Below are 18874 nucleotides of genomic sequence, written 5' to 3' on the forward strand. Positions count from 1 at the left end.
CCGCTGCGCCCTTGCGAAACCATGTTCAGCTTTTCCACTGCCACCATGCCGGCTGCTGCCGCACCCACTCGCCTGCTGGCGTCGCGCAGCCAATCGCCCTTGTCAAGCAACAGGGCAATCCTGCCTTCCTAAGCCATCAGGGCAGCACTGCGTTTTGCTTTCCACAGCAGCAGCCCGATGGCCACTATGTTCAGCAAGTTCCACGCGATCCCGTTGAGGAACGCGGCGGCGTAGGAGCCGGTCAGGTCGTAGATCCAGCCCGACATCCAGCCACCGATCGCCATGCCGAAGATGGTCGCCATCATGACGATGCCGATACGCTGGCCGGCCTCCCTGGCGGGCAGGTATTCGCGCACGATGATGGCATAGCAAGGCACGATGCCGCCTTGCGACAGGCCGAACACCAGCGACACGACATAGAGCGAGGCAAGCCCGTCGAACGGGATGTAAAACAAAAGCGACAGGCATTGCAGCACGGAACCGATAAGCAGGGTTTTCACGCCGCCGATGCGGTCGGCGACAAAGCCGGAGGCAAGCCGGCTGACGACGCCCGCCGCCATCATGATCGACAGCATGTCGGCGCCATGCGCAATGCCGTAGCCAAGATCCATGCAATAGGCGACGATGTGCACCTGCGGCATCGACATCGCCACGCAGCAGCCGAGGCCGGCAACGATCAGCAGCACCTGTAACGCCGCCGGCGACAGCGAAATCGACTGCACTGGCCGGCTTCCGGGTGAACCGGCGGCAGCCGCCGCCGGAGCAGCGCGCCGCAACAACAGCACCAGTGGCACCATGGTGACCAGGCAGAAGACACCGATGCCGGCATAGGTGAAGCGCCAGCCTTCCGCCTTGATCAGTGTCGGCATGATGGTTGGCCAGAGCGCTCCGGCGAGATAGTTGCCAGCCGCCGCAGCTGTGACGGCGACGCCGCGCCGACGGTTGAACCAGTGCGAGATGTCGGCGATCAGCGGCCCGAAGATCACCGATGTGCCGACACCAATCAGCACGCCCTGGGCAAGGGTGAATTGCAGGATAGAGGTCGACAGCGCGGCGAGCAGCAGGCCGGCGGCGAGAGCCACCGAGGATAGCAGTGCCGGGATCCAATACCCCATGCGATCGACCGCGCGGCCAACCAGCACATTGCCGGCGGCGAAGCCGACCATGGTTGCGGTGTAGGGCATCGATGCCGCGGCGCGGTCAACGCCGAACTCGGCCTGCACGGCCGGCAGCACGACGACGACGGCCCACATGCCGACCGCACCGATCGTCGCCAGCAGCATGGAGATGGCAAGCCGCATCCAGGCGTAGCTGCTGTCGATGCCGGGGCTATCCGCCTGATTGGCGACGATCGGGGTCAAGGCGTTTCCTGTCTACGGTCCTGGGAAGTCGACCGTTGTGTCGCCACTATCGGCGCATTCACCGCGACGGGCAGCGCCACAGGGCCATGATCCGTGGCTCCAGCGGCCCGGCGGCTTTCTCGGGAACCGGCGGCGGCCTGCCCGAGTTTTTGCGACAGGAAGGAGTTTGTCATGACCGCGAAAAAGAAATGGTCGGCCGAGGTGACCGAGCACAGCGATGCGATGGACCTCGAGGACCATATCTTCGAAGCCGACGACGCCAGGAAGATCGCGGCCTCGCTCAAGCGCTCGGCCGAGCACAGCGACCGCCGCAAGGCCGAGCCGTTTCAGTCGGCCATGTCGATGCTGAATTTCTACATCAACCGCGCCGGCAAGAACCTGCCGCAGGCGCGCCGGAAAGTGCTCGAGGACGCCAAGGACGAACTGCGCGCGGCCTTCGGAAGGCCGCAGCAGGATTAATGCATGTCGCTCAAAAGTGGCGCCGGTTTTGAGACAACGACATGCATAAAACGAAGACATAAAGCGCGTCGACTTAGTCCGTTCAAACGGGAAGCGCTTTTTTAGCGCTCCCGATTGGTTCTGCCAAATTCACCTCAACTGGACCTAGTGACAGGTCCTCTTTCCCCTCAGTTTGCCGGCCTCGGCTTTGTGGTTCCCCGAGCCTTTGAAGTAGCGGCATGACGGTCAAGATCGGCATCAATCCCATCACCTGGAGCAATGACGATGTTCCCGCACTCGGCGGCGATACGCCGCTCGCGACATGTCTGTCGGAAACCAGGCAGGCCGGCTATCGCGGCACCGAACTCGGCGGCAAATTCCCCAGGCGAAGCGACGAGCTTGGACCGATCCTGTCTTCTTACGGACTGGAGCTCGTCTCCGGCTGGTATGACGGCCGCATTCTGGACCGCACGGTCGACGAGGAATTCGCCGCCATCACCTCGCATCTGACCCTGCTGCGCGACCTCGGCGCCAAGGTCGTCGTCTATGCCGACACCTCGCGCGGCCGTCATGACGGCATTTTCGCGCCGATCTCACAGCGTCCGCGCCTCGCTGACGGCGAATGGACTGCCTATGGCGAGAAGCTGACCGAACTCGCCGACCGCATGGCTGCCTTCGGCGTCGGCATGGCTTTCCATCACCATATGGGCACCATCGTCGAGAGCGATGACGAGGTCGACAGGCTGATGGCCGCAACCGGCAAGAGCGTCGGCCTGCTGTTCGATACCGGCCATTGTCTGTTCTCAGGCGGCGACCCGGCCTCGCTCCTGAACCGGCATCTCGACCGCATCGTGCATTTTCATTGCAAGGACGTCCGCGCGGCCGTGCTGGAGAAGGCACGGCGCGAGGACATGAGTTTCATGGCGGCAGTGATGGAAGGAATTTTCACTGTGCCCGGCGACGGCTCCGTCGATTTCCTGTCGCTGTTGAAGCCGCTGGCCAGCCATGGCTTCGAAGGCTGGATCGTCGTTGAGGCCGAGCAGGATCCGGCCAAGGCACATCCCTTGACCTATGCCACGAAAGGTTACGCTTCGCTTCTCAAAACGGCCTGCGCGGCCGGGTTCGACGTGGCAATACGAGACATGGCCTAACCACCGCCGGGGGGCTGGTGGTTGGGCCGGTTGGGCGCGCGCTTCGGTAGGGGTAGCGACGCGAAAGCGCCCGGCGATCCGCGCCGCCGCCCTCCCTTGGCGGCGCGGATCGCACAGTTCTTGGCATCGAAATTTTTGCCCCCGAGTTGCCGGCCCGGCGTTTCCAGCTTGAGGCTGGCGACGAGGCATGCCTTGATGCAGATGGAGGAGCGACATGGCATTCGAGGCGGCACTCGGCATGGAACGGCTTTGCACCATCCGTGAGATCGCCGAGAAGGCGGAACTCGGCGCGGCAACCGTTCACCGCGCGCTGAAGAACAGCCGTGAGGTCCGTCCCGCAACCAGACGGCTGGTGCTCGAGACCGTTTGCCTGCTTAACGAAGAGAAGATCGCCCGCGCCGCCAGGTTGGTCGGAGACTAGCTTGGCCGACCACATGCGCCTTTCCCTCGACATCATGTCGGTCGACCGCGGCTCGGACGAACCGATGCACCGACAGATCTATGGCGCCCTGCGGCGCTTCATCCTCGACGGCCAGATCCAGCAGAACACGCTGCTGCCATCGACCCGCTCGCTGGCCGAGGATCTCAAGGTCGGCCGAAACACGGTGATCGCCGCCTACGACCAGCTGCTCGCCGAAGGTTTTATCGAGGCGCGCGCCGGGTCCGGCACCTGGGTGGCGCCGATCCAGCAGAAACGCCCGCCGGCCGCGCTGCGTGCCGGCCTCGCCGCCCCGCAAAAACTCTCGCGGCGCGGTCAGACCATCGTCAACGGCCCGCAGCCGCCACGCAATGCCGGCGTCATCAACTTCCATCCCGGCGTGCCGGAAACCGCCTCCTTCCCCTTCACCATCTGGTCCAGCCTTCTGGTGCGCAATGCGCGCAGCCGCGACGAGAACTTGCTCGGCTATATCTCCTTTGCCGGCCATCCCGGTCTGCGCCAGGCCATTGCGTCGACCATCAGCCTGTCGCGCGGCATCAACTGCACCGCCGACCAGGTCATCATCGTCACCGGCGCGCAGGCGGCACTCGACCTCGCTTCGCGCGTGCTGATGGACGAAGGCGATCATGTCTGGATGGAGGAGCCCGGCTATCTCGGCGCCAAGAGCGCCTTTCTCGCCAGCGGCGCGCAGCTTGCGCCCTTGAAGGTCGATCGCCTTGGATGGCATCTCGCAGACCCAGAGCTGCCGCCGCCGCGCCTCATCTATGTGACGCCATCCTGCCAGTGGCCGTTCGGCACCATCATGCGCATCGAGGAACGACTGCAGCTGCTTGACATCGCGGAACGCCACGGCGCCTGGATCGTCGAGGACGATTATGACGGCGAATATCGTTATCGCGGCCGGCCGGTGCCGGCGCTGCGCGGCCTCGATCATGCCGACCGCGTCGTCTATATTGGTTCCTTCGGCAAGACGCTGATCCCGGCGCTGCGCATCGGCTATCTCATCGTACCCCGCGAACTGTCCGTGCCCTTCGACCGTGCCGTCTCGATCACCGGCCAGTTCGCGCCGCTGATCCTGCAGGCGACGGTCAACGACTTCATCACGCAAGGCTATTTCGCCACACATCTGAAACGCATGCGCCGCCTTTATGCGCGCCGGCAAGCCAATTTCGTCAAGCTGTGCCAGGAGCATCTGGCCGAATGGCTGACAGTGACCGAGAACGATTCCGGCATGCAACTGCTGGCCAGTTTTGTCCGACCCTACAAGGACAGTGACGTCGTCGCCGCTGCCGTCAAGGAGGGCCTCGACGTGCAGGGCATCTCGATCAACTACCATTCGAGCGAGCCGGAACACGGCCTGCTGCTCGGCTATGCCGCGATGGACGAACGCCAGATCCTGCGCGCGGTGCTGGCGTTGCGCGCTGCCTTCATGCGGCTGGACCGGCAATAGGCCGATCCAGCGCTGAGCGCTTCAATTCACACTATCGAATTTCTGCAGATCGACGGGCGCTGCCTTGCGCACCTCGACATCTTCCAGCGAGGCATTCTCCAGCGCCACACGGGCCGCCGCATCGATGTTATGGATCATGTCGGCGATGTCGGCGTCGCCATGCGCCGGATTCATCGCGATCATCACCGTGCGGTTGAGGATGTCGAGAGAACCCTTGCCGAGGTCGTCGGCATAGGTCAGCCGCAGGCCCTTGTTTTCCGGCAGCGTGTACGGATTGAGCGCCGGATGGTGCGCGCCCTCATGCATCAGCACCTGGTCCCACTGGGTGAAATTGTGGCGGCCGGTCTTGCCGGCAATGACGCTCGGAATGGTCTTCGAAAAAGTCTGCGCCGCCTGTTCGCTGGGCAGGAGATACATCACCTGCGCCGCGCAATCGTCGTCGGGGCTGTTCATCGGCGACGGCGTCAGGCCGAGATTGCCGAGATGGCGCGTGCCGGCCAGCACCTTCTTCTTCTCCGACCGCATCGCCTCGATGATGCCGTCCAGACGGTCGAGCTGGACATTGAGCATCGCGCCCATCAATTCCGAGGCGCGCGCCCCGATGCCGGCGAACGGCTTGATGCTGTCGCTGCGGCCCTGCCAGTAGAAATGGCAGGGGTCGATGGCGCAGCGCGCGCGCTCGGCCACTTTCGGATCGCTGGTGGCGATGCCGCCGCCCTCGCCCGACGTCATGTTCTTGAAGTAGTTGAAGGAGTAGGCGCCGGCATGGCCGATGGAGCCGAGCTTCTTGCCCTCATAGCCGCCGCCAATGCCCTGGCAGACATCTTCCAGCACGAGCAGACCGCGTTTTTTAGCGATATCCATGATCGCGTTCATGTTGCAGGCCGCACCCCACATATGCACCGGGATGACCGCCTTGGTGCGCGGGCCGATGGCGTCGCGCAGAGCGGCCGGGTCAATGGTCAGGCTCTCGTCGATGTCGACAATGACCGGAATGGCGCCGACCGACAGCACTGCCGTTGCGGTCGCCATATAGGTGTGCGCCGGCACCAGCACCTCATCGCCCGGGCCGATGCCGAGGCCGATCAGGCCGGCGGCGAGCCCATAGGTGCCGCTGGCGGCCAGCGCAAAATGCTCGACGCCGAGATGCCTGGCATAGCGGGCCTCGAAGCGGTTGCACTCGCTGTTCTCGCCATAGCGAAACAGCGCACCCGAGCGGATCACCCTGGCAATGGCTTCGATCTCTTCTTCGCCGGCAGTGTACATGGCAAGTCTCCACATCGCTGATGGTATGAAAGCAGTACGCCTGCGGCCGCTGTTTGAAAGAACCACTCCGCTGCGATCTGACCAAGCCATCCCGGTTGCTTGATGGCCGGGTTTGACGCCGAATGTGGGCATATCGAATGAAATCGACATTTCAGAATGCAGGCCCGCGGAAAAATCGTACCCATCCGAATTCGTCGAAGTGGCCCTGTCGGAAAGCCGGCATTGGGCGTTCCATCGCGTCCAGTTGGGCAAACGGTCGGTTCCATGCAGCACGGGACACACTTTGGAAGACCCTCGAAACCGGCGTGCCGGCAAGATGGTGGCCGGCAAGATGGTGGCCGGCAAGACGGTGGCCATCCATGACGCGACAGCTCGTCCTGCATGAAGACGATGTCGGCATGTGCCATGGCGCCAACAGCGCCTTCCTCGAACTGACCGCACTGGGCGCCTGCAGCTCCGGCGCCGTGATGGTGCCGTGCCCATGGTTCCCTGAGATGGCCGAAGCGGCAGCCGCCGATCCCCGGCTCGATCTCGGCGTCCACCTGACGCTGAACAGCGAAAAGCAGCACTACAAATGGCGGCCGCTGACGTCGCCGTCGCGTGCGGCCGGCCTGACGGACGAGTTCGGCTATTTCTGGCCCGATGTCGCGACCACCCGCCGCAAGGCAGCACCGCAAGCGGTGGAAACCGAGCTTCGCGCCCAGATCGACACCGCCTACCGCGCCGGCATCGACGTCACTCATCTTGATGCCCATATGGGAGCAGCGCTGTCGCCCGAGTTTTGCGACGTCTACATCAAGCTCGGCCTGGAATATCGGCTGCCGGTGCTGTTGACCAAAACGCTGTCGGCCTATTCGCCCAATGACAATCTCGTCGGCGTCACCGAAGCGGCGTTCCAGCGCGGCGTCACTGAAGCCCGCGCCAAGGGCTTTGTCATCTTCGACGCCGCCATTCAGACGACCTGGGGCCGTCCACGCTCCAAGCCGATAAAGCCCGCCTACAAGGCATTGGTCGAAGGGGTGCGCGAAGGCCTGACCTTCTTTTGCCTGCACTTCAACGCGCCGGGCGAGTTGGAACTCATCGAGCCTCGCTCCGCCTATATCCGCACCGAGGAATACGAACTCTTCCGCGACCAGGCTTTCCGCGACTGGCTCGGCGCGCAGGACATCGACATCATCGGCATGAAGCCGCTGCGCGAGGAGCTTCGTGCACGGCTCGGGGCATCGACACCGGCAAAGGCCCGCAAAGCGGCCACCCGGGCAGCACCGTAAGCCGATCCATCGGCCAATGGCGCAAAGAGGGAATTGGAACTGCAACGACAATGGGAGAATGACATGAAGACTGTTCTGAAACTGGCGCTCGGCGCGCTTGTCTCGATGAGTATGCTGGCGGGCGTCGTGCAGGCCGCGGGCCTGAAGAACCCGAAGGATGTCCGCATCACCTTCGTGGTGCATGGCTCGGCCTCCGATCCCTACTGGTCGGTGGTCAAGCGCGGCGTCGACGATGCGGCGGCGCTCACCGGCGCCAAGGTCGAATATTATGCGCCGCAAGTGTTCGACGTCGTCGAGCAGGCCCGCCTGCTCGACGCGGCCATCGCCACCAATCCAGACGGCATCGCCGTCTCCATTGCCGACGCCAATGCACTTGGTAAATCGGTCAAGGCCGGCCTTGCCGCCAACATTCCGATGGTCGTGCTGGATTCCGGCGAGAAGGAAGGCGCCGAACTCGGCACCTCTCTCTATGTCGGCACAGTCTCCGAATATGATTCCGGCAAGAAGGCCGGCGAGCGGCTGGCCAAGGAAGGCACGCTCAAGGTCGTCTGCATCAACCACGAGGTCGGCAATGTCAGCCTCGACCAGCGCTGCCAGGGGTTGAATGACGGGCTGAAGCCGTCAGGCGGCGGCACCGAGGTGCTTACCGTGTCGCCCGATCCGGCCGACATCCAGCGCCGCACCGAGGCCTACCTGTCGGCGCATCCCGACACCCAGGCCGTCTTCGCGCTGGGCGCCACCGCCGCCAATCCGCTGATCCCGTTCTTCCGGCAGAAGGAGTTGTTCGGCAAGATCAAGCTCTACACCTTCGACATCAGCCCCGAAGTCCTGGATTCCGTCGTCGCCGGCGAAATGGGCTTCGGCATGGACGCCCAGCAATATCTGATGGGATACCTGCCGGTGATCTATCTGGTCGAGCATGCCACACATGGCTTCTGGCCGCAGAACAACGCCTACACCGGCCCGCTGTTCATCGACTCGCCCGACAAGGCCAAGGCGATCCTGGCGCTCGCCAAGGACGGCATCCGCTAAGGCAAGACCAAAACGGATCGGGGAGCCGCCATGCGCTCCCCGTCTCTGGTCGAGATTGCGAAGTGAGCGATTGGGGAGCCTAATGGCTGTTGTGGAAGACAAGGCGATACCTCCAGAAGCGCCGGCCCCCGGGGTACTGGGCAAGGACCGTTTCGGCATGACGTCGAAACGGGCTGCCGGCACTGACGAGCGGCTGGCCAGCACCGGCCGGCTGACGCAATGGCTGCGCCGGCCCGAAGCCGGTGCCGCCGGCGGCCTCATCGCCACCGTCATCATCTTCGCCCTGCTGCCGGGTGCGTCGAACCTCTATTCGCTACAGGGGTCGATGACCTTCCTGACGCTGGCAGCCGAACTCGGCATCATCGCCACGGCCGCAGCCCTTCTCATCATCGCCGGCGAGTTCGATCTCTCCGTCGGCTCGATGGTCGGCTTCGCCGGCGTCGTCATCGGCCTGACCGTCAAATACTGGGGCTTGCCGCTGTGGGGCGGCATCGCCTGCGCCTTCGCTGTCGCCATCCTCACCGGCTACGTCAACGGCCTGATCGTGGTGAAGACCCGCCTGCCCTCCTTCATCGTGACGCTGGCGTCGCTCTACATCCTGCGCGGCCTGTCGATCGGCATCACCCGCGCCGTCACCGGCCGCACGCAGATCCCCTACATCCTCGACGGCGCGCCGGACCCGGCAACCGCGGGCCTGTTCAACGGCCATCTCCTGACCGGCTTCTTCCAATGGATGGGCACGCAAGGTTGGATCGCCACCCGCACCGACGGCATTCCCTTCGTCGTCGGCATTCCGATGTCGATCGTCTGGTGGCTCGGACTGACAGCGCTTGCCGGCTATGTCTTGACCCAGACCAAATACGGCAACTGGATCTTCGCCACCGGCGGCGACCTCAATGCCGCCCGCAATGTCGGCGTGCCGGTCGACCGGGTTAAGATCGCGCTGTTCATCTACACCGCCTGTGCCGCGACCTTGCTTGCCACCATCCAGGTGATGGAGGCCGGCTCCGCCGACACCACGCGCGGCCTGCTCAAGGAATTCGAGGCGATCATCGCCGCGGTCATCGGCGGCGTGCTGCTCACCGGCGGCTACGGCACCGTCTATGGCGTGCTGTTCGGCGCGCTGATCTTCGGCCTGGTGCAGATGGGCATCTTCTACACCGGCATCGACACCGACTGGTTCAAGGTCTTCCTCGGCATCGTCATTTTGATGGCCGTGCTGGTCAACAACTACATCCGCCTCAAGGCGCTCGGACGCGGAGGCGGCAAATGACCTACCCAAACCCGTCCCCGGCCATCCAGCCAGCCATGGAATTGCGTGGTGTGTCGGTCAATTTCGGCTCGGTGCGCGCGCTGCAGGATATCGACATCAAGGTCTATCCCGGCGAGGTGCACTGCTTGCTGGGCGACAACGGCGCCGGCAAGTCGACGCTGATCAAGGTTCTGTCGGGCGTGCACCGGCCGACCAAGGGCGAGATTTTCGTCGACGGCAAGCCCGTCACGTTCCGCAGCCCGCGCGACGCGCAGGACCTCGGCGTCGCGACGGTCTTCCAGGACCTCGGCATGATCTCGCTGATGTCGATCACGCGCAATTTCTTCCTCGGCCGCGAGCCGACCAGAAGCCGCCTGCCCTTCTCGCGCTTCGACAAGGAGCGCGCCAACACAATTGCCCGCCAGGCGATGGCCGATATCGGCATCGACGTGCGCGACCCGACGCAGGCCGTCGGCACGCTGTCGGGCGGCGAGCGCCAATCGGTGGCAATCGCGCGCGCAGTCCACTTCGGCGCAAAGGTGCTGATCCTTGACGAGCCGACCTCGGCGCTCGGCGTGCATCAGGCGGCCATGGTGCTGAAATTCATCATCGAGGCGCGCATGCGCGGGCTGGCGGTGATCTTCATCAGCCACAACATCCACCACGCCTACCCTGTCGGTGACACTTTCACGCTGCTCAACCGCGGCCGCAATCGCGGCACATACGCAAAGTCCGAGATCTCGCGCGACGAGGTGATTTCCATCATGTCGGGCGGCGAGGATCTGAAGGCGGTGGAAGCTGAGATTGCCGGGCTGTTGGCGCAGATCGGCAATCGGCCGGCCGCCGCACCCTGAGCCTGGAACACTTTGCAGAGAGTTTTAGCAGCATGAGCAGGATACGGGTTGGCGTTATCGGCGCCGGCATGATCTCGCAGGTCGAGCATATTCCAAACCTGTTGCGGCTCGGCGACCTGTTCGAACTGGTCGGCGTCGCCGACCCGTCAAGGATTTCGCGGGAATATGTCAGCGAAGTTCACGGCATCGCCAATTTCGAAACGCCGGAGCAACTGTTCGACCATAAGCTCGACGCCGTCGTGATCGGCTCGCCCGACCCGCTGCATCAAGAGCAGGTGCTGGCCGCACTGGGGCGCGGCCTGCATGTCTTCTGCGAAAAGCCGCTCTGCTATTCCCCGGCGGAAATCGCCGAGATCATCGCCGCGCGCGATAAGGCCGGCAAGGTCATGCAGGTCGGCTATATGAAGCGCTTCGATCCGAGCTACCGGCTGGCGCTGGCCTCGCTGCCCGGCACGGCAAAGACGTTGCGGTCCGTCTCGGTCGAGGTTAACGATCCCGATGCCTGGCCGTTCATCGCCCACCAGCGCTACAAGCGCGGCAACGACATTCCCGAGGAGCTGATTGCCGCCGCGCAAGCCAGGCAGAAACAACAGGTCGAGCGCGCCATCGGCCAGCCCATGACCGATCTGGCTTTCCGTGGATTTACCGGCGCTTACAGCTCCGCCTTGATTCACGATGTGAATGCCGTGCACGGACTGCTCGACGCACTCGGCGTGCCGGAGGGCGAGGTTGTCGGCGCGCAGATCTTCGCCAATGGCGATGGCGGCCAGGGCGCGGTAAAACTGCTCGACAGCCAGGCGCTGTGGACGATGACGCATCTCACCGTGCCGAAGCTCGCCGACTACAAGGAACGCATCACGCTCTTCTTCGACGATGCCAGCCTTGAGCTCGAATTCCCCTCGCCCTGGCTCAACCATCATCCGACCCGGCTGACTGTGAAGACCTCGGACGGCCACACACTGTCGACCAGGGATCTACGCGCCGGCTACGGTCAAGCCTTCGTCGAGGAACTGCGCGGCTTCTGGGGTGCGATCGTCAATGGCGACGAGGTGGTCAACCGCCCCGAGCACGCCGCCCGCGACCAGGCGCTGCTGGTCGCGCTGACCAGGCAGCACCTGGCCACTTCGCAGGCCGGCTGAGCGCTCGCAGGATGTGTTGAGATTCAGGTCAGGCCGCGCCGAAAACGTTGGATTTCGAGAACCGGAGCGGAGCGTACTTAAGTAAGTGAGCACCGGAAGCGCAGAAAGCCGGCGTTTGCAGGCCGGCCTCACCTGAATATCAGCATATCCTACCGGGTGTTGATGACGCCGTCGGTATTGGCGAGCAGCTTGCGCACCGCGTTGCGGGCCGCCTCCGGCCGCTGCAGGCGGATGGCCTTCTCGATCGCCTCGTGCAGTTGCTGTGCATGCTGCAGATCGTCGAGTTCGCGCGTCGTATAGGTGAACAGATGATCGAAGGCGGATTCGATCAGCACGCCGAGCGGCACCAGCAGATCGTTGCCGGAGGCGCGCAGGATGGCCAGATGGAAACGCGTATCGGCGCGCGTGCGCTCCTGCAGGCTCGGCGCCTCGCCCATCTCGCGGCAGGCCTGGCTGATCTCGGCCATCTGCTCTTCGGTGCGTCGCATGGCGGCGAAGGCAGTCGCTTCCGGCTCGATGATATGGCGGAATTCCTGCACCGTCTTCAGGAACACCTCACGGTCGGGCGCGGTCGCGTACCAGGCGAGCACATCGCGATCGAGCAGGTTCCAGCGCTCCCTGGGCTCCACCCAGCTGCCGATCTTGGGGCGCGATGCCAGAAGGCTTTTGGCCATCAGCATCTTGATCGCCTCACGCACCGCCGAGCGGCTGACGTTGAAGGTTTCGGACCATTTGGCTTCATTGGGCAGGATGGTGCCCGGCGGATAGTCGCCGCGCACGATCCGAAGCCCGATTTCGCTGGCCAGTGACGCATGCACGCTGGTGCCGGGCATCCGGGTCGCGTCAGCCCGGCGAAGGGCCGCCGGGCGCTCGGCGGATGCCCCCTTTTCAGGCTTCGTTCCCTTATTCGGCTTTCCGTCCCTCATGCGTCCACAAAGTCCGGATTTCGAAAGCTGTCAAGCAGAGTGCCGGGCGCAGACGGCAAAGCCTGCGCCTGTGCACAGATCAGGTTACAACCTTGCCCCAAAGCCCAATTTGCCAGTCCTATTTGACGTATTTGCGCCAGCTGTGCTCGGGACGGAAGCCGAGCATGTCCCTGGCCTTGCGGTTGGAAAGCAGCGTTTCATATTCGCCGAGCTTCGTCTTGACCGGCACGTCGGGATAAAACCGCTTCAACAGTTCCGCTGTCGGCAGGTCGGACGAGGTGTCGTCATTGGCGGCGTTGAACACCTGGAAGCCGAGCCCGTCCGTTTCAACGGCGCGCAGCGCGATCTGGCCGAGATCGCGCGCGTCGACATAGCTCCAGGCGATGCGCTTGCGAAAGCCCGGATCGGCAAACCACTTCGGAAACAGCGAATATTCGTGCGGCTCGATGACGTTGCCGATGCGCAACGCATAGATATCGGTGCCGTTGCGCTGCGCAAAGGCGCGCGCCGTGTGCTCGTTGACGACCTTGGACAGAGCATAGCTGTCCATCGGATCGACGTCGTATTCTTCATCGAGGGGAAAATATTTGGGGTCGCGCGGTTCATTGGCGAACACCACGCCGTAGGTGGTCTCGCTGGACGCGATCACCACCTTGGGGATGCCAAGCTTCACCGCCGCCTCGATGACGTTGTAGGTGCCCATCGCATTGATGCGGAACACCTCATTGTCGGTCGTGATCATGATGCGCGGTATGGCGGCGAAGTGCACCACGGCATCGACCGGCTGCGGGCGCAGCGACGGGTCGAATTCGTGCAGACCCATATAGCTCGACAGCGCGTTGAACACCTGGCCGCTGTCGGTGATGTCGGTGATCAGCGTGCGTACCTTGGGATTGTCGAGCGGCCTGGTGTCGATGTTGAGCACCTGGCAGCCCTGTTCGACCAGATATTGCACGACATGGCGACCGGCCTTGCCGCTGCCGCCGGTGAACATGATCCGCTTCGTCATTTTCGTCTCCAATGCCTAGGATTTCCGTGTATTGTCAGACAATATGGCATTCCGCAACCACCCTCGCCCGCCAGACGGCGGCGCCCACTATCAATCATCGCAACAGGACTTCAAGACATGACCACGACCGCCGCGAGCGAAAAGATCGGCTTTATCGGCCTTGGCCTGATGGGGCACGGCATTGCCAAGAACATCGTGGACAAGGGCTATGGCCTGACCTTCCTCGGCCGCAAGAACCGCAAGCCGGCGGAAGACTTGGCTGGCCGCGGTGCGAAGGAAGTGGCCACCTCGCGTGAGGTGGCAGCGGCATCCGATATCGTCTTCATCTGCGTCACCGGCTCGCGCGAGGTCGAAGCCATCATCCGTGGCCCCGGCGGCCTCAAGGAGGGCCTGAAAAGAGGCTCGGTTGTCGTCGACTGCTCGACCGCCGATCCGGTCTCGACGGTAGCGCTGGCGGCGGAACTGAAGGAGATCGGCGTCGACTTCGTCGATGCACCGCTCAGCCGCACCCCGAAGGAAGCCTGGGAAGGCACGCTCGACGCCATGGTCGGCGCGCCCGACGCGCTGTTTGCCCGTGTGAAGCCGGTCATCGAGACCTGGGCCGGCCGCATCGTCCATATTGGCGACACCGGTGACGGCCACCGCATGAAGCTGCTCAACAACTTCATCTCGCTGGGCTATGCCGCGATCTATTCCGAGGCGCTGGCGCTGGCCGAAAAGGTCGGCATCTCGCCACCGCGTTTCGACAGCGTCATCCGCAACGGCCGCATGGATTGCGGCTTCTACCAGACCTTCATGCGCTGGACGCTGGAGGGCGACCGCGACGCACATAAATTCACCATCGCCAACGCCTTTAAGGACCTGACCTATCTGGAATCGATGGCGGGTGCGGCCGGCATCGCCAACCCGCTCGGCAACGCCACCAAGAACTCCTTCGCCGGTGCCCATGCCACTGGCCCGGCCGAGCAATTCGTGCCGATGCTGGCAACATATGTCGGCAAGGTCAACGGCGTCGACCTGATGCCCAGCAAGGATGGCAAGAAGCAGACGATTTGAGGTGGCGAAAAGCCTGTGTCAGCGCCTCGAGCGGCCGATAACATCGTCGGTGTTGGCGAGCAGTTTGTGCACCGCATTGCGCGCGGCCGCAGGGCGCTGCAGGCGGATGTTCTTCTCGATCGCCTCATGCAGCGCCTGCGCCCGCCGCTGATCGCTGGTCTCGCGTGTGACGAAGACAAAGAGATGATCGAGCGCCGACTCGATCAGAACGCCAAGCGGCACCAGCAGATCGTTGCCCGAGGCGCGCAATATGGCGAGGTGAAAACGCGTATCGGCGCGGATACGCTCCTGCAGGTTCAAAGCCTCGCCCATCTCACGACAGGCCTGGCTGATCTCGTCCATCTGCTCGTCGCTGCGCCGCGTGGCGGCAAAGGCCGACGCTTCCGGCTCGATGATGTGACGGAACTCCTGCACCGTGCGCAGGAAGGCCTCCCGGTCCGGCCCGGTCGCGTACCAGGCCAGCACATCGCGGTCGAGCAGGTTCCAGCGTTCCCTGGGCTCGACCCAGCTGCCGATCTTGGGCCGTGAAGCCAGCAGGCTTTTGGCCATCAGCATCTTGATGGCTTCGCGCACCGCCGAACGACTGACATCGAAGGTCTCGGCCCATTTGGCCTCGTTGGGCAGAATCGTGCCGGGCGGATAATCGCCGCGCACGATTCTGAGGCCGATCTCGCCGGCCAGCGAGACATGGACGCTCGCTCCCGGAAAATGCGCGGCACCGGCCCTGCGCATGACAGCCGGGCCGCGGCTGGCTTGTGCCTTGGCCCGCTCGGTTCGCTTCTTTGATTTCTCGTCCGGCATTCACGTTCCAATGCGTCGGCCGTCTGCGTCCGGACTGGTCCGAACCTGCACGGCGCGCCGATCTCGTTGCCGAAAATCCAAACTACAGGCGCGTCAAAGCCGGAGCCTGCTGCCCCAACCGTTGCGTCCGTTCGGGAAGAGACGGGGCGCCCGTCAAAGGGCGCCCCGAAATCGAGAACCTACTTCTGGATGCAGGTGTCGACCGTGTCCTTGGTGCATTCGTCGAGGCCGGTGAACACCGGATCGGCGACGGCCTTGCCTTCGACCAGATCGATCATCACCGACGGTGCCTTGTAGCCCATTTCGAACGGCCGCTGACCAACCAGAGCGGTTACAAGGCCGTCACGGGCGATCGCCACTTCATCGCCGATCGTATCGGCGGCGCCGATGACGAAGTCGTTGCTGGCGATGCGGTCCTTGAGCGGCCCGAACAGGTCGCGATAGGGCTGCGGTGCGCCAAACAGCGGCCAGCCGCCCATGATGCCGAAGGCGTCGAGCTTGGGATTGGCGGCGAGGATGTCGGTCATCGCCTGCACGCCCTTGGCGCCGTCGTCATTGGTGAACACCGGGCAACCGGCGACTTCGGTCCAGCCGCCTTCGCCGGCAAGTGCCGCCAGGCCTTCCTTGCCCGACAGCGCGTCACGCATGCCCTGCGCGCGGCGCAGGATGTTGTCGGCCGCGGGATTGCCTTCGATGGTACAGATCGTGCCGCCGTTCGGCTTGCCCTTCTTGATGTACTCGCCGATCTTGTGACCCATCAAATAGTTGTCGGTGCCGAGATAGGTCTTGCGCAGCGCGGCATCTTCCTTGCTGAGATCGGCGTCGAGCGTCATGATCGGGATCGTCGGATTGGCGGTCTTGATCGTCTGAGCGATCAGCGGCGCGTTGGATGGCGAAATCGCCATTGCCACCGTGTCGGCCTTGCTCAGCATGTCCTGAACGATCTGCGCTTCGCCGGCCTCGTCGGAGGTCGATGCCGGGCCGGTGTAGAAGCATTCATATTCCGAGCTGGCATTTTCCTTGTTCCATTTCTCGCAGCCCTGGTGGATGGCTTCGAAGAATGGATTGTCGAGACCCTTCACCACGATGACGAGTTGTTTCTTGGCCAAAGCCGGCCCGGCGCCCAGCGCCATGGCGGCGACGGCGGCGAGCAAAAGTGTTTTCCTCATGTCAGTCCTCCCTTGAAACAGACGGACACGGCGTGCCCGCCACACAGATCGACCGGATGCTTAATGACCGAGGTTCGTTTCACGAGCACTCGTGTCGCCAAGACAGATCGATAAGCATTTCCAGATGCGGCATTGGCCCGGCTCAACACAAGGGTGGCGCCGCAACCTCGACCTATAAACCTCCGCCGATTCCGCCCGGCTAACCGCCAGCGGCATCGGCATAATCTCCTCCGACGCTTAGCTAATATCGGCTTGCGGCCAACGTCAATGCTATTTGTCCTACAAAACGGATTTTTGGATAACCAACGCTTCAATTCGTCCGACAATTGATTGACGAGCGCCGGCTTTTGCGTAAAAGAACGCTGACGCTGTTTCCGGGAGGAGATGGGGAGAGCGGGGCCAAAGCAGCGCCGGCATTCACGCCGGGAACAGCAGCGGGTCGCAAAACACGGGGAGGCAAAGACTGGTGGCGGTTCTCGAACTCACCAATATCTCGAGGCATTTCGGCGCCATCCAGGCGGTCAACGACGTATCGCTGTCGATCGAGCCCGGACAGGTGGTCGGCCTGATGGGCGACAACGGCGCCGGCAAGTCGACACTGGTCAAGATGATCGCCGGCAATTTCCGCCCCAGCCATGGCGTCATGCGCATGGACGGCAAGGAGTTGATCCTGCACAAGCCGGCGGAAGCTCGCCAGCACGGCATCGAGATCGTCCACCAGGACCTGGCGCTGTGCAACAATCTGACCGCCGCCGCCAATGTCTATCTCGGCCGTGAACTGCGCCGCGGCGTCGGCCCATTACGCATCCTCGACTATGCCGCCATGTACAAGCGCGCCGGCCAGTTGTTCGCCGAGTTGAAGTCCGAGACCCGTCCGCGCGACCTCGTCAAGCAGATGTCGGGCGGCCAGCGCCAGGCAGTAGCGATCGCGCGCACCATGCTGTCGCAGGCCAAGATCGTGTTGATGGACGAACCGACGGCCGCGATCTCGGTGCGCCAGGTCGCCGAAGTGCTGAACCTGATCCGCCATTTGCGCGACCAGGGCATCGCAGTGGTGCTGATCAGCCACCGCATGCCTGACGTGTTCACCGTCGCCGACCGCGTCATCGTCATGCGGCGCGGCCGCAAGGTCGCCGACAAGACGATTGCGTCAAGTTCGCCCGAGGAAGTCACCGGGCTGATCACCGGCGCCATCGAACAGGTTTGATCTCAGCGAATTTCACCACGCACAGCACATGAAGGTCGACGATGGCACTGACAATTGACCAGCCGATCGAACAAAAACAGCAATCCTTGCCGGCAAGACTGTTTGCCAGCCAGACCTTCTGGGTGGTGATCGCGGTCATCCTGGCCTGCCTGTTCCTGTCTTTTGCCACCGACGCCTTCGCCACGTCGAAGAACCTTTACAACATCACCCGCAACATCACCTTCGTCGCCATCATCGCGCTTGGCATGACCTTCGTCATCATCACCGGCGGCATCGACCTGTCGGTCGGTTCGGTGCTCTGCCTGTCGTCGATGGTGCTGGCCGTCACCATGCATGCCGGCTACTCCATAGAAGTCGGCATCCTCGCCTCGATCGCCACTGCGCTCGCCATAGGCGCCTTCAACGGCATCATGATCGCCTATCTCGGCTTTCCACCCTTCGTGGTGACGCTCGGCATGCTGTCGATTGCCCGCAGCCTCGCCATGGTCGCCTCCAACAACACCGTCGTCTTCCAGTTCGGCCCGGATCACGACAAGCTTCTGGCGCTGGGCGGCGGCGCCTGGGTGTTCGGCATCGCCAATCCGGTCCTCTACATGATCCTTCTGGCGCTGATCACCGGATTCACGCTGCGCTGGACCAAGTTTGGCCGCCACATCTTCGCCATTGGCGGCAATGAGCACGCGGCGACGCTGACCGGCGTTCCCGTCAAGCAGATCAAGGTCGCCGTCTATATGATCTCGGCGCTGGCGGCGGGCATTGCCGGCATCATCCAGACCGGATGGCTTGGCGCCGTCACCACCAATCTCGGAACCGGCATGGAACTGCAGGTCATCGCCGCCACCGTCATCGGCGGCGCCAATCTCGCCGGCGGCGTCGGCACCGCCTTCGGCGCCATTGTCGGTGCCGCGCTCATCGAAGTGATCCGCAACAGCCTTGGTCTGCTCGGCATCAATGCTTTCTGGCAAGGCGTGTTCATCGGCGGCGCCATCCTGCTCGCGGTGCTGTTCGACCGGATCCGCAACTTCAGGCGCAATGACTGAATGTTTTTGGACT

Annotated in this window: 18 protein-coding genes; 12 read left to right on the plus strand and 6 right to left on the minus strand. The window is 63.4% G+C overall.

All coding sequences use genetic code 11. The features are described 5' to 3' along the window. Positions 1-128: 128 nt before the first annotated feature. Positions 129-1301: an MFS transporter gene (locus ACYG9V_RS24865; RefSeq protein ID WP_050587434.1), complete on the minus strand. Its 1173-nt coding sequence runs from the start codon at positions 1299-1301 to the stop codon at positions 129-131. A 231-nt stretch (positions 1302-1532) separates the two neighbouring features. On the opposite strand from ACYG9V_RS24865, the gene ACYG9V_RS24870 reads away from it, so the two are divergent. The 4 genes from ACYG9V_RS24870 (at position 1533) to mocR (ending at position 4839) form a co-directional block, all read left to right on the plus strand. Beyond that, on the plus strand, positions 1533-1820 hold the full coding sequence (locus ACYG9V_RS24870; RefSeq protein ID WP_023673065.1) for a DUF3175 domain-containing protein: 288 nt from the start codon (positions 1533-1535) through the stop codon (positions 1818-1820). Between the two features lie 218 nt (positions 1821-2038). Continuing rightward, positions 2039-2950, plus strand: a complete 912-nt coding sequence (gene iolE / locus ACYG9V_RS24875; protein WP_352765032.1) for a myo-inosose-2 dehydratase — start codon at positions 2039-2041, stop codon at positions 2948-2950. A gap of 214 nt (positions 2951-3164) precedes the next feature. Next, positions 3165-3371: a LacI family DNA-binding transcriptional regulator gene (locus tag ACYG9V_RS24880; RefSeq protein WP_023705614.1), complete on the plus strand. Its 207-nt coding sequence runs from the start codon at positions 3165-3167 to the stop codon at positions 3369-3371. 1 nt (position 3372) lies between these two features. Further along, entirely contained in the window at positions 3373-4839 is a 1467-nt protein-coding gene (gene mocR, locus ACYG9V_RS24885) for a rhizopine catabolism transcriptional regulator MocR (protein ID WP_245261866.1), read from the plus strand. A gap of 21 nt (positions 4840-4860) precedes the next feature. On the opposite strand, the gene ACYG9V_RS24890 is transcribed toward mocR, so the two are convergent. After that, a complete protein-coding gene (locus tag ACYG9V_RS24890) occupies positions 4861-6105 on the minus strand; it encodes a DegT/DnrJ/EryC1/StrS family aminotransferase (protein ID WP_352765030.1) in 1245 nt (414 codons plus the stop codon). 359 nt (positions 6106-6464) lie between these two features. On the opposite strand from ACYG9V_RS24890, the gene ACYG9V_RS24895 reads away from it, so the two are divergent. From ACYG9V_RS24895 to ACYG9V_RS24915, 5 genes are all read left to right on the plus strand, one after another. Next, positions 6465-7376 (plus strand): polysaccharide deacetylase family protein, encoded by a 912-nt coding sequence (locus ACYG9V_RS24895; RefSeq protein ID WP_023696199.1) that lies wholly within the window; start codon positions 6465-6467, stop codon positions 7374-7376. Between the two features lie 63 nt (positions 7377-7439). Then, entirely contained in the window at positions 7440-8408 is a 969-nt protein-coding gene (locus tag ACYG9V_RS24900; protein WP_023696200.1) for a rhizopine catabolism ABC transporter substrate-binding protein, read from the plus strand. A 157-nt stretch (positions 8409-8565) separates the two neighbouring features. Beyond that, positions 8566-9681 (plus strand): ABC transporter permease, encoded by a 1116-nt coding sequence (locus ACYG9V_RS24905; protein ID WP_023687958.1) that lies wholly within the window; start codon positions 8566-8568, stop codon positions 9679-9681. Further along, positions 9678-10514, plus strand: coding sequence for an ATP-binding cassette domain-containing protein (locus ACYG9V_RS24910; protein ID WP_023712088.1), 837 nt, complete (start codon positions 9678-9680; stop codon positions 10512-10514). Before ACYG9V_RS24905 ends, ACYG9V_RS24910 begins: the two co-directional genes overlap by 4 nt. A 32-nt stretch (positions 10515-10546) precedes the next feature. Beyond that, a complete protein-coding gene (locus ACYG9V_RS24915) occupies positions 10547-11653 on the plus strand; it encodes a Gfo/Idh/MocA family protein (protein WP_352763097.1) in 1107 nt (368 codons plus the stop codon). 149 nt (positions 11654-11802) lie between these two features. Here ACYG9V_RS24915 and ACYG9V_RS24920 read toward each other — a convergent pair whose 3' ends face one another. Both ACYG9V_RS24920 and ACYG9V_RS24925 read right to left on the minus strand, forming a co-directional pair. Next, positions 11803-12579 (minus strand): FadR/GntR family transcriptional regulator, encoded by a 777-nt coding sequence (locus tag ACYG9V_RS24920; protein ID WP_023725423.1) that lies wholly within the window; start codon positions 12577-12579, stop codon positions 11803-11805. A 118-nt stretch (positions 12580-12697) separates the two neighbouring features. Beyond that, entirely contained in the window at positions 12698-13588 is an 891-nt protein-coding gene (locus tag ACYG9V_RS24925) for an NAD-dependent epimerase/dehydratase family protein (RefSeq protein WP_023712090.1), read from the minus strand. 117 nt (positions 13589-13705) lie between these two features. Between ACYG9V_RS24925 and ACYG9V_RS24930 the strand changes: the two genes are divergently transcribed. Next, positions 13706-14644, plus strand: coding sequence for an NAD(P)-dependent oxidoreductase (locus ACYG9V_RS24930; protein WP_023690788.1), 939 nt, complete (start codon positions 13706-13708; stop codon positions 14642-14644). An 18-nt stretch (positions 14645-14662) separates the two neighbouring features. Here the strand turns inward: ACYG9V_RS24930 and ACYG9V_RS24935 are convergent, their stop codons facing one another. Both ACYG9V_RS24935 and ACYG9V_RS24940 read right to left on the minus strand, forming a co-directional pair. After that, a complete protein-coding gene (locus ACYG9V_RS24935; RefSeq protein ID WP_023690787.1) occupies positions 14663-15445 on the minus strand; it encodes a FadR/GntR family transcriptional regulator in 783 nt (260 codons plus the stop codon). 179 nt (positions 15446-15624) lie between these two features. Then, positions 15625-16614 (minus strand): sugar-binding protein, encoded by a 990-nt coding sequence (locus tag ACYG9V_RS24940; RefSeq protein WP_023673050.1) that lies wholly within the window; start codon positions 16612-16614, stop codon positions 15625-15627. Positions 16615-17080: 466 nt separating this feature from the next. Here ACYG9V_RS24940 and ACYG9V_RS24945 point away from each other — a divergent pair, with 466 nt between their 5' ends. After that, the gene (locus ACYG9V_RS24945; protein WP_023696206.1) at positions 17081-17821 is read left to right on the plus strand and encodes an ATP-binding cassette domain-containing protein; all 741 of its coding nucleotides are present in this window, start codon (positions 17081-17083) and stop codon (positions 17819-17821) included. A gap of 41 nt (positions 17822-17862) precedes the next feature. Then, positions 17863-18861 carry an ABC transporter permease gene (locus ACYG9V_RS24950; RefSeq protein WP_023673048.1) on the plus strand — a complete coding sequence of 333 codons (999 nt, stop codon included), beginning with the start codon at positions 17863-17865 and terminating at the stop codon, positions 18859-18861. Positions 18862-18874 lie beyond the last annotated feature (13 nt).

The sequence above is a fragment of the Mesorhizobium sp. W016 genome (genome assembly GCF_054719485.1).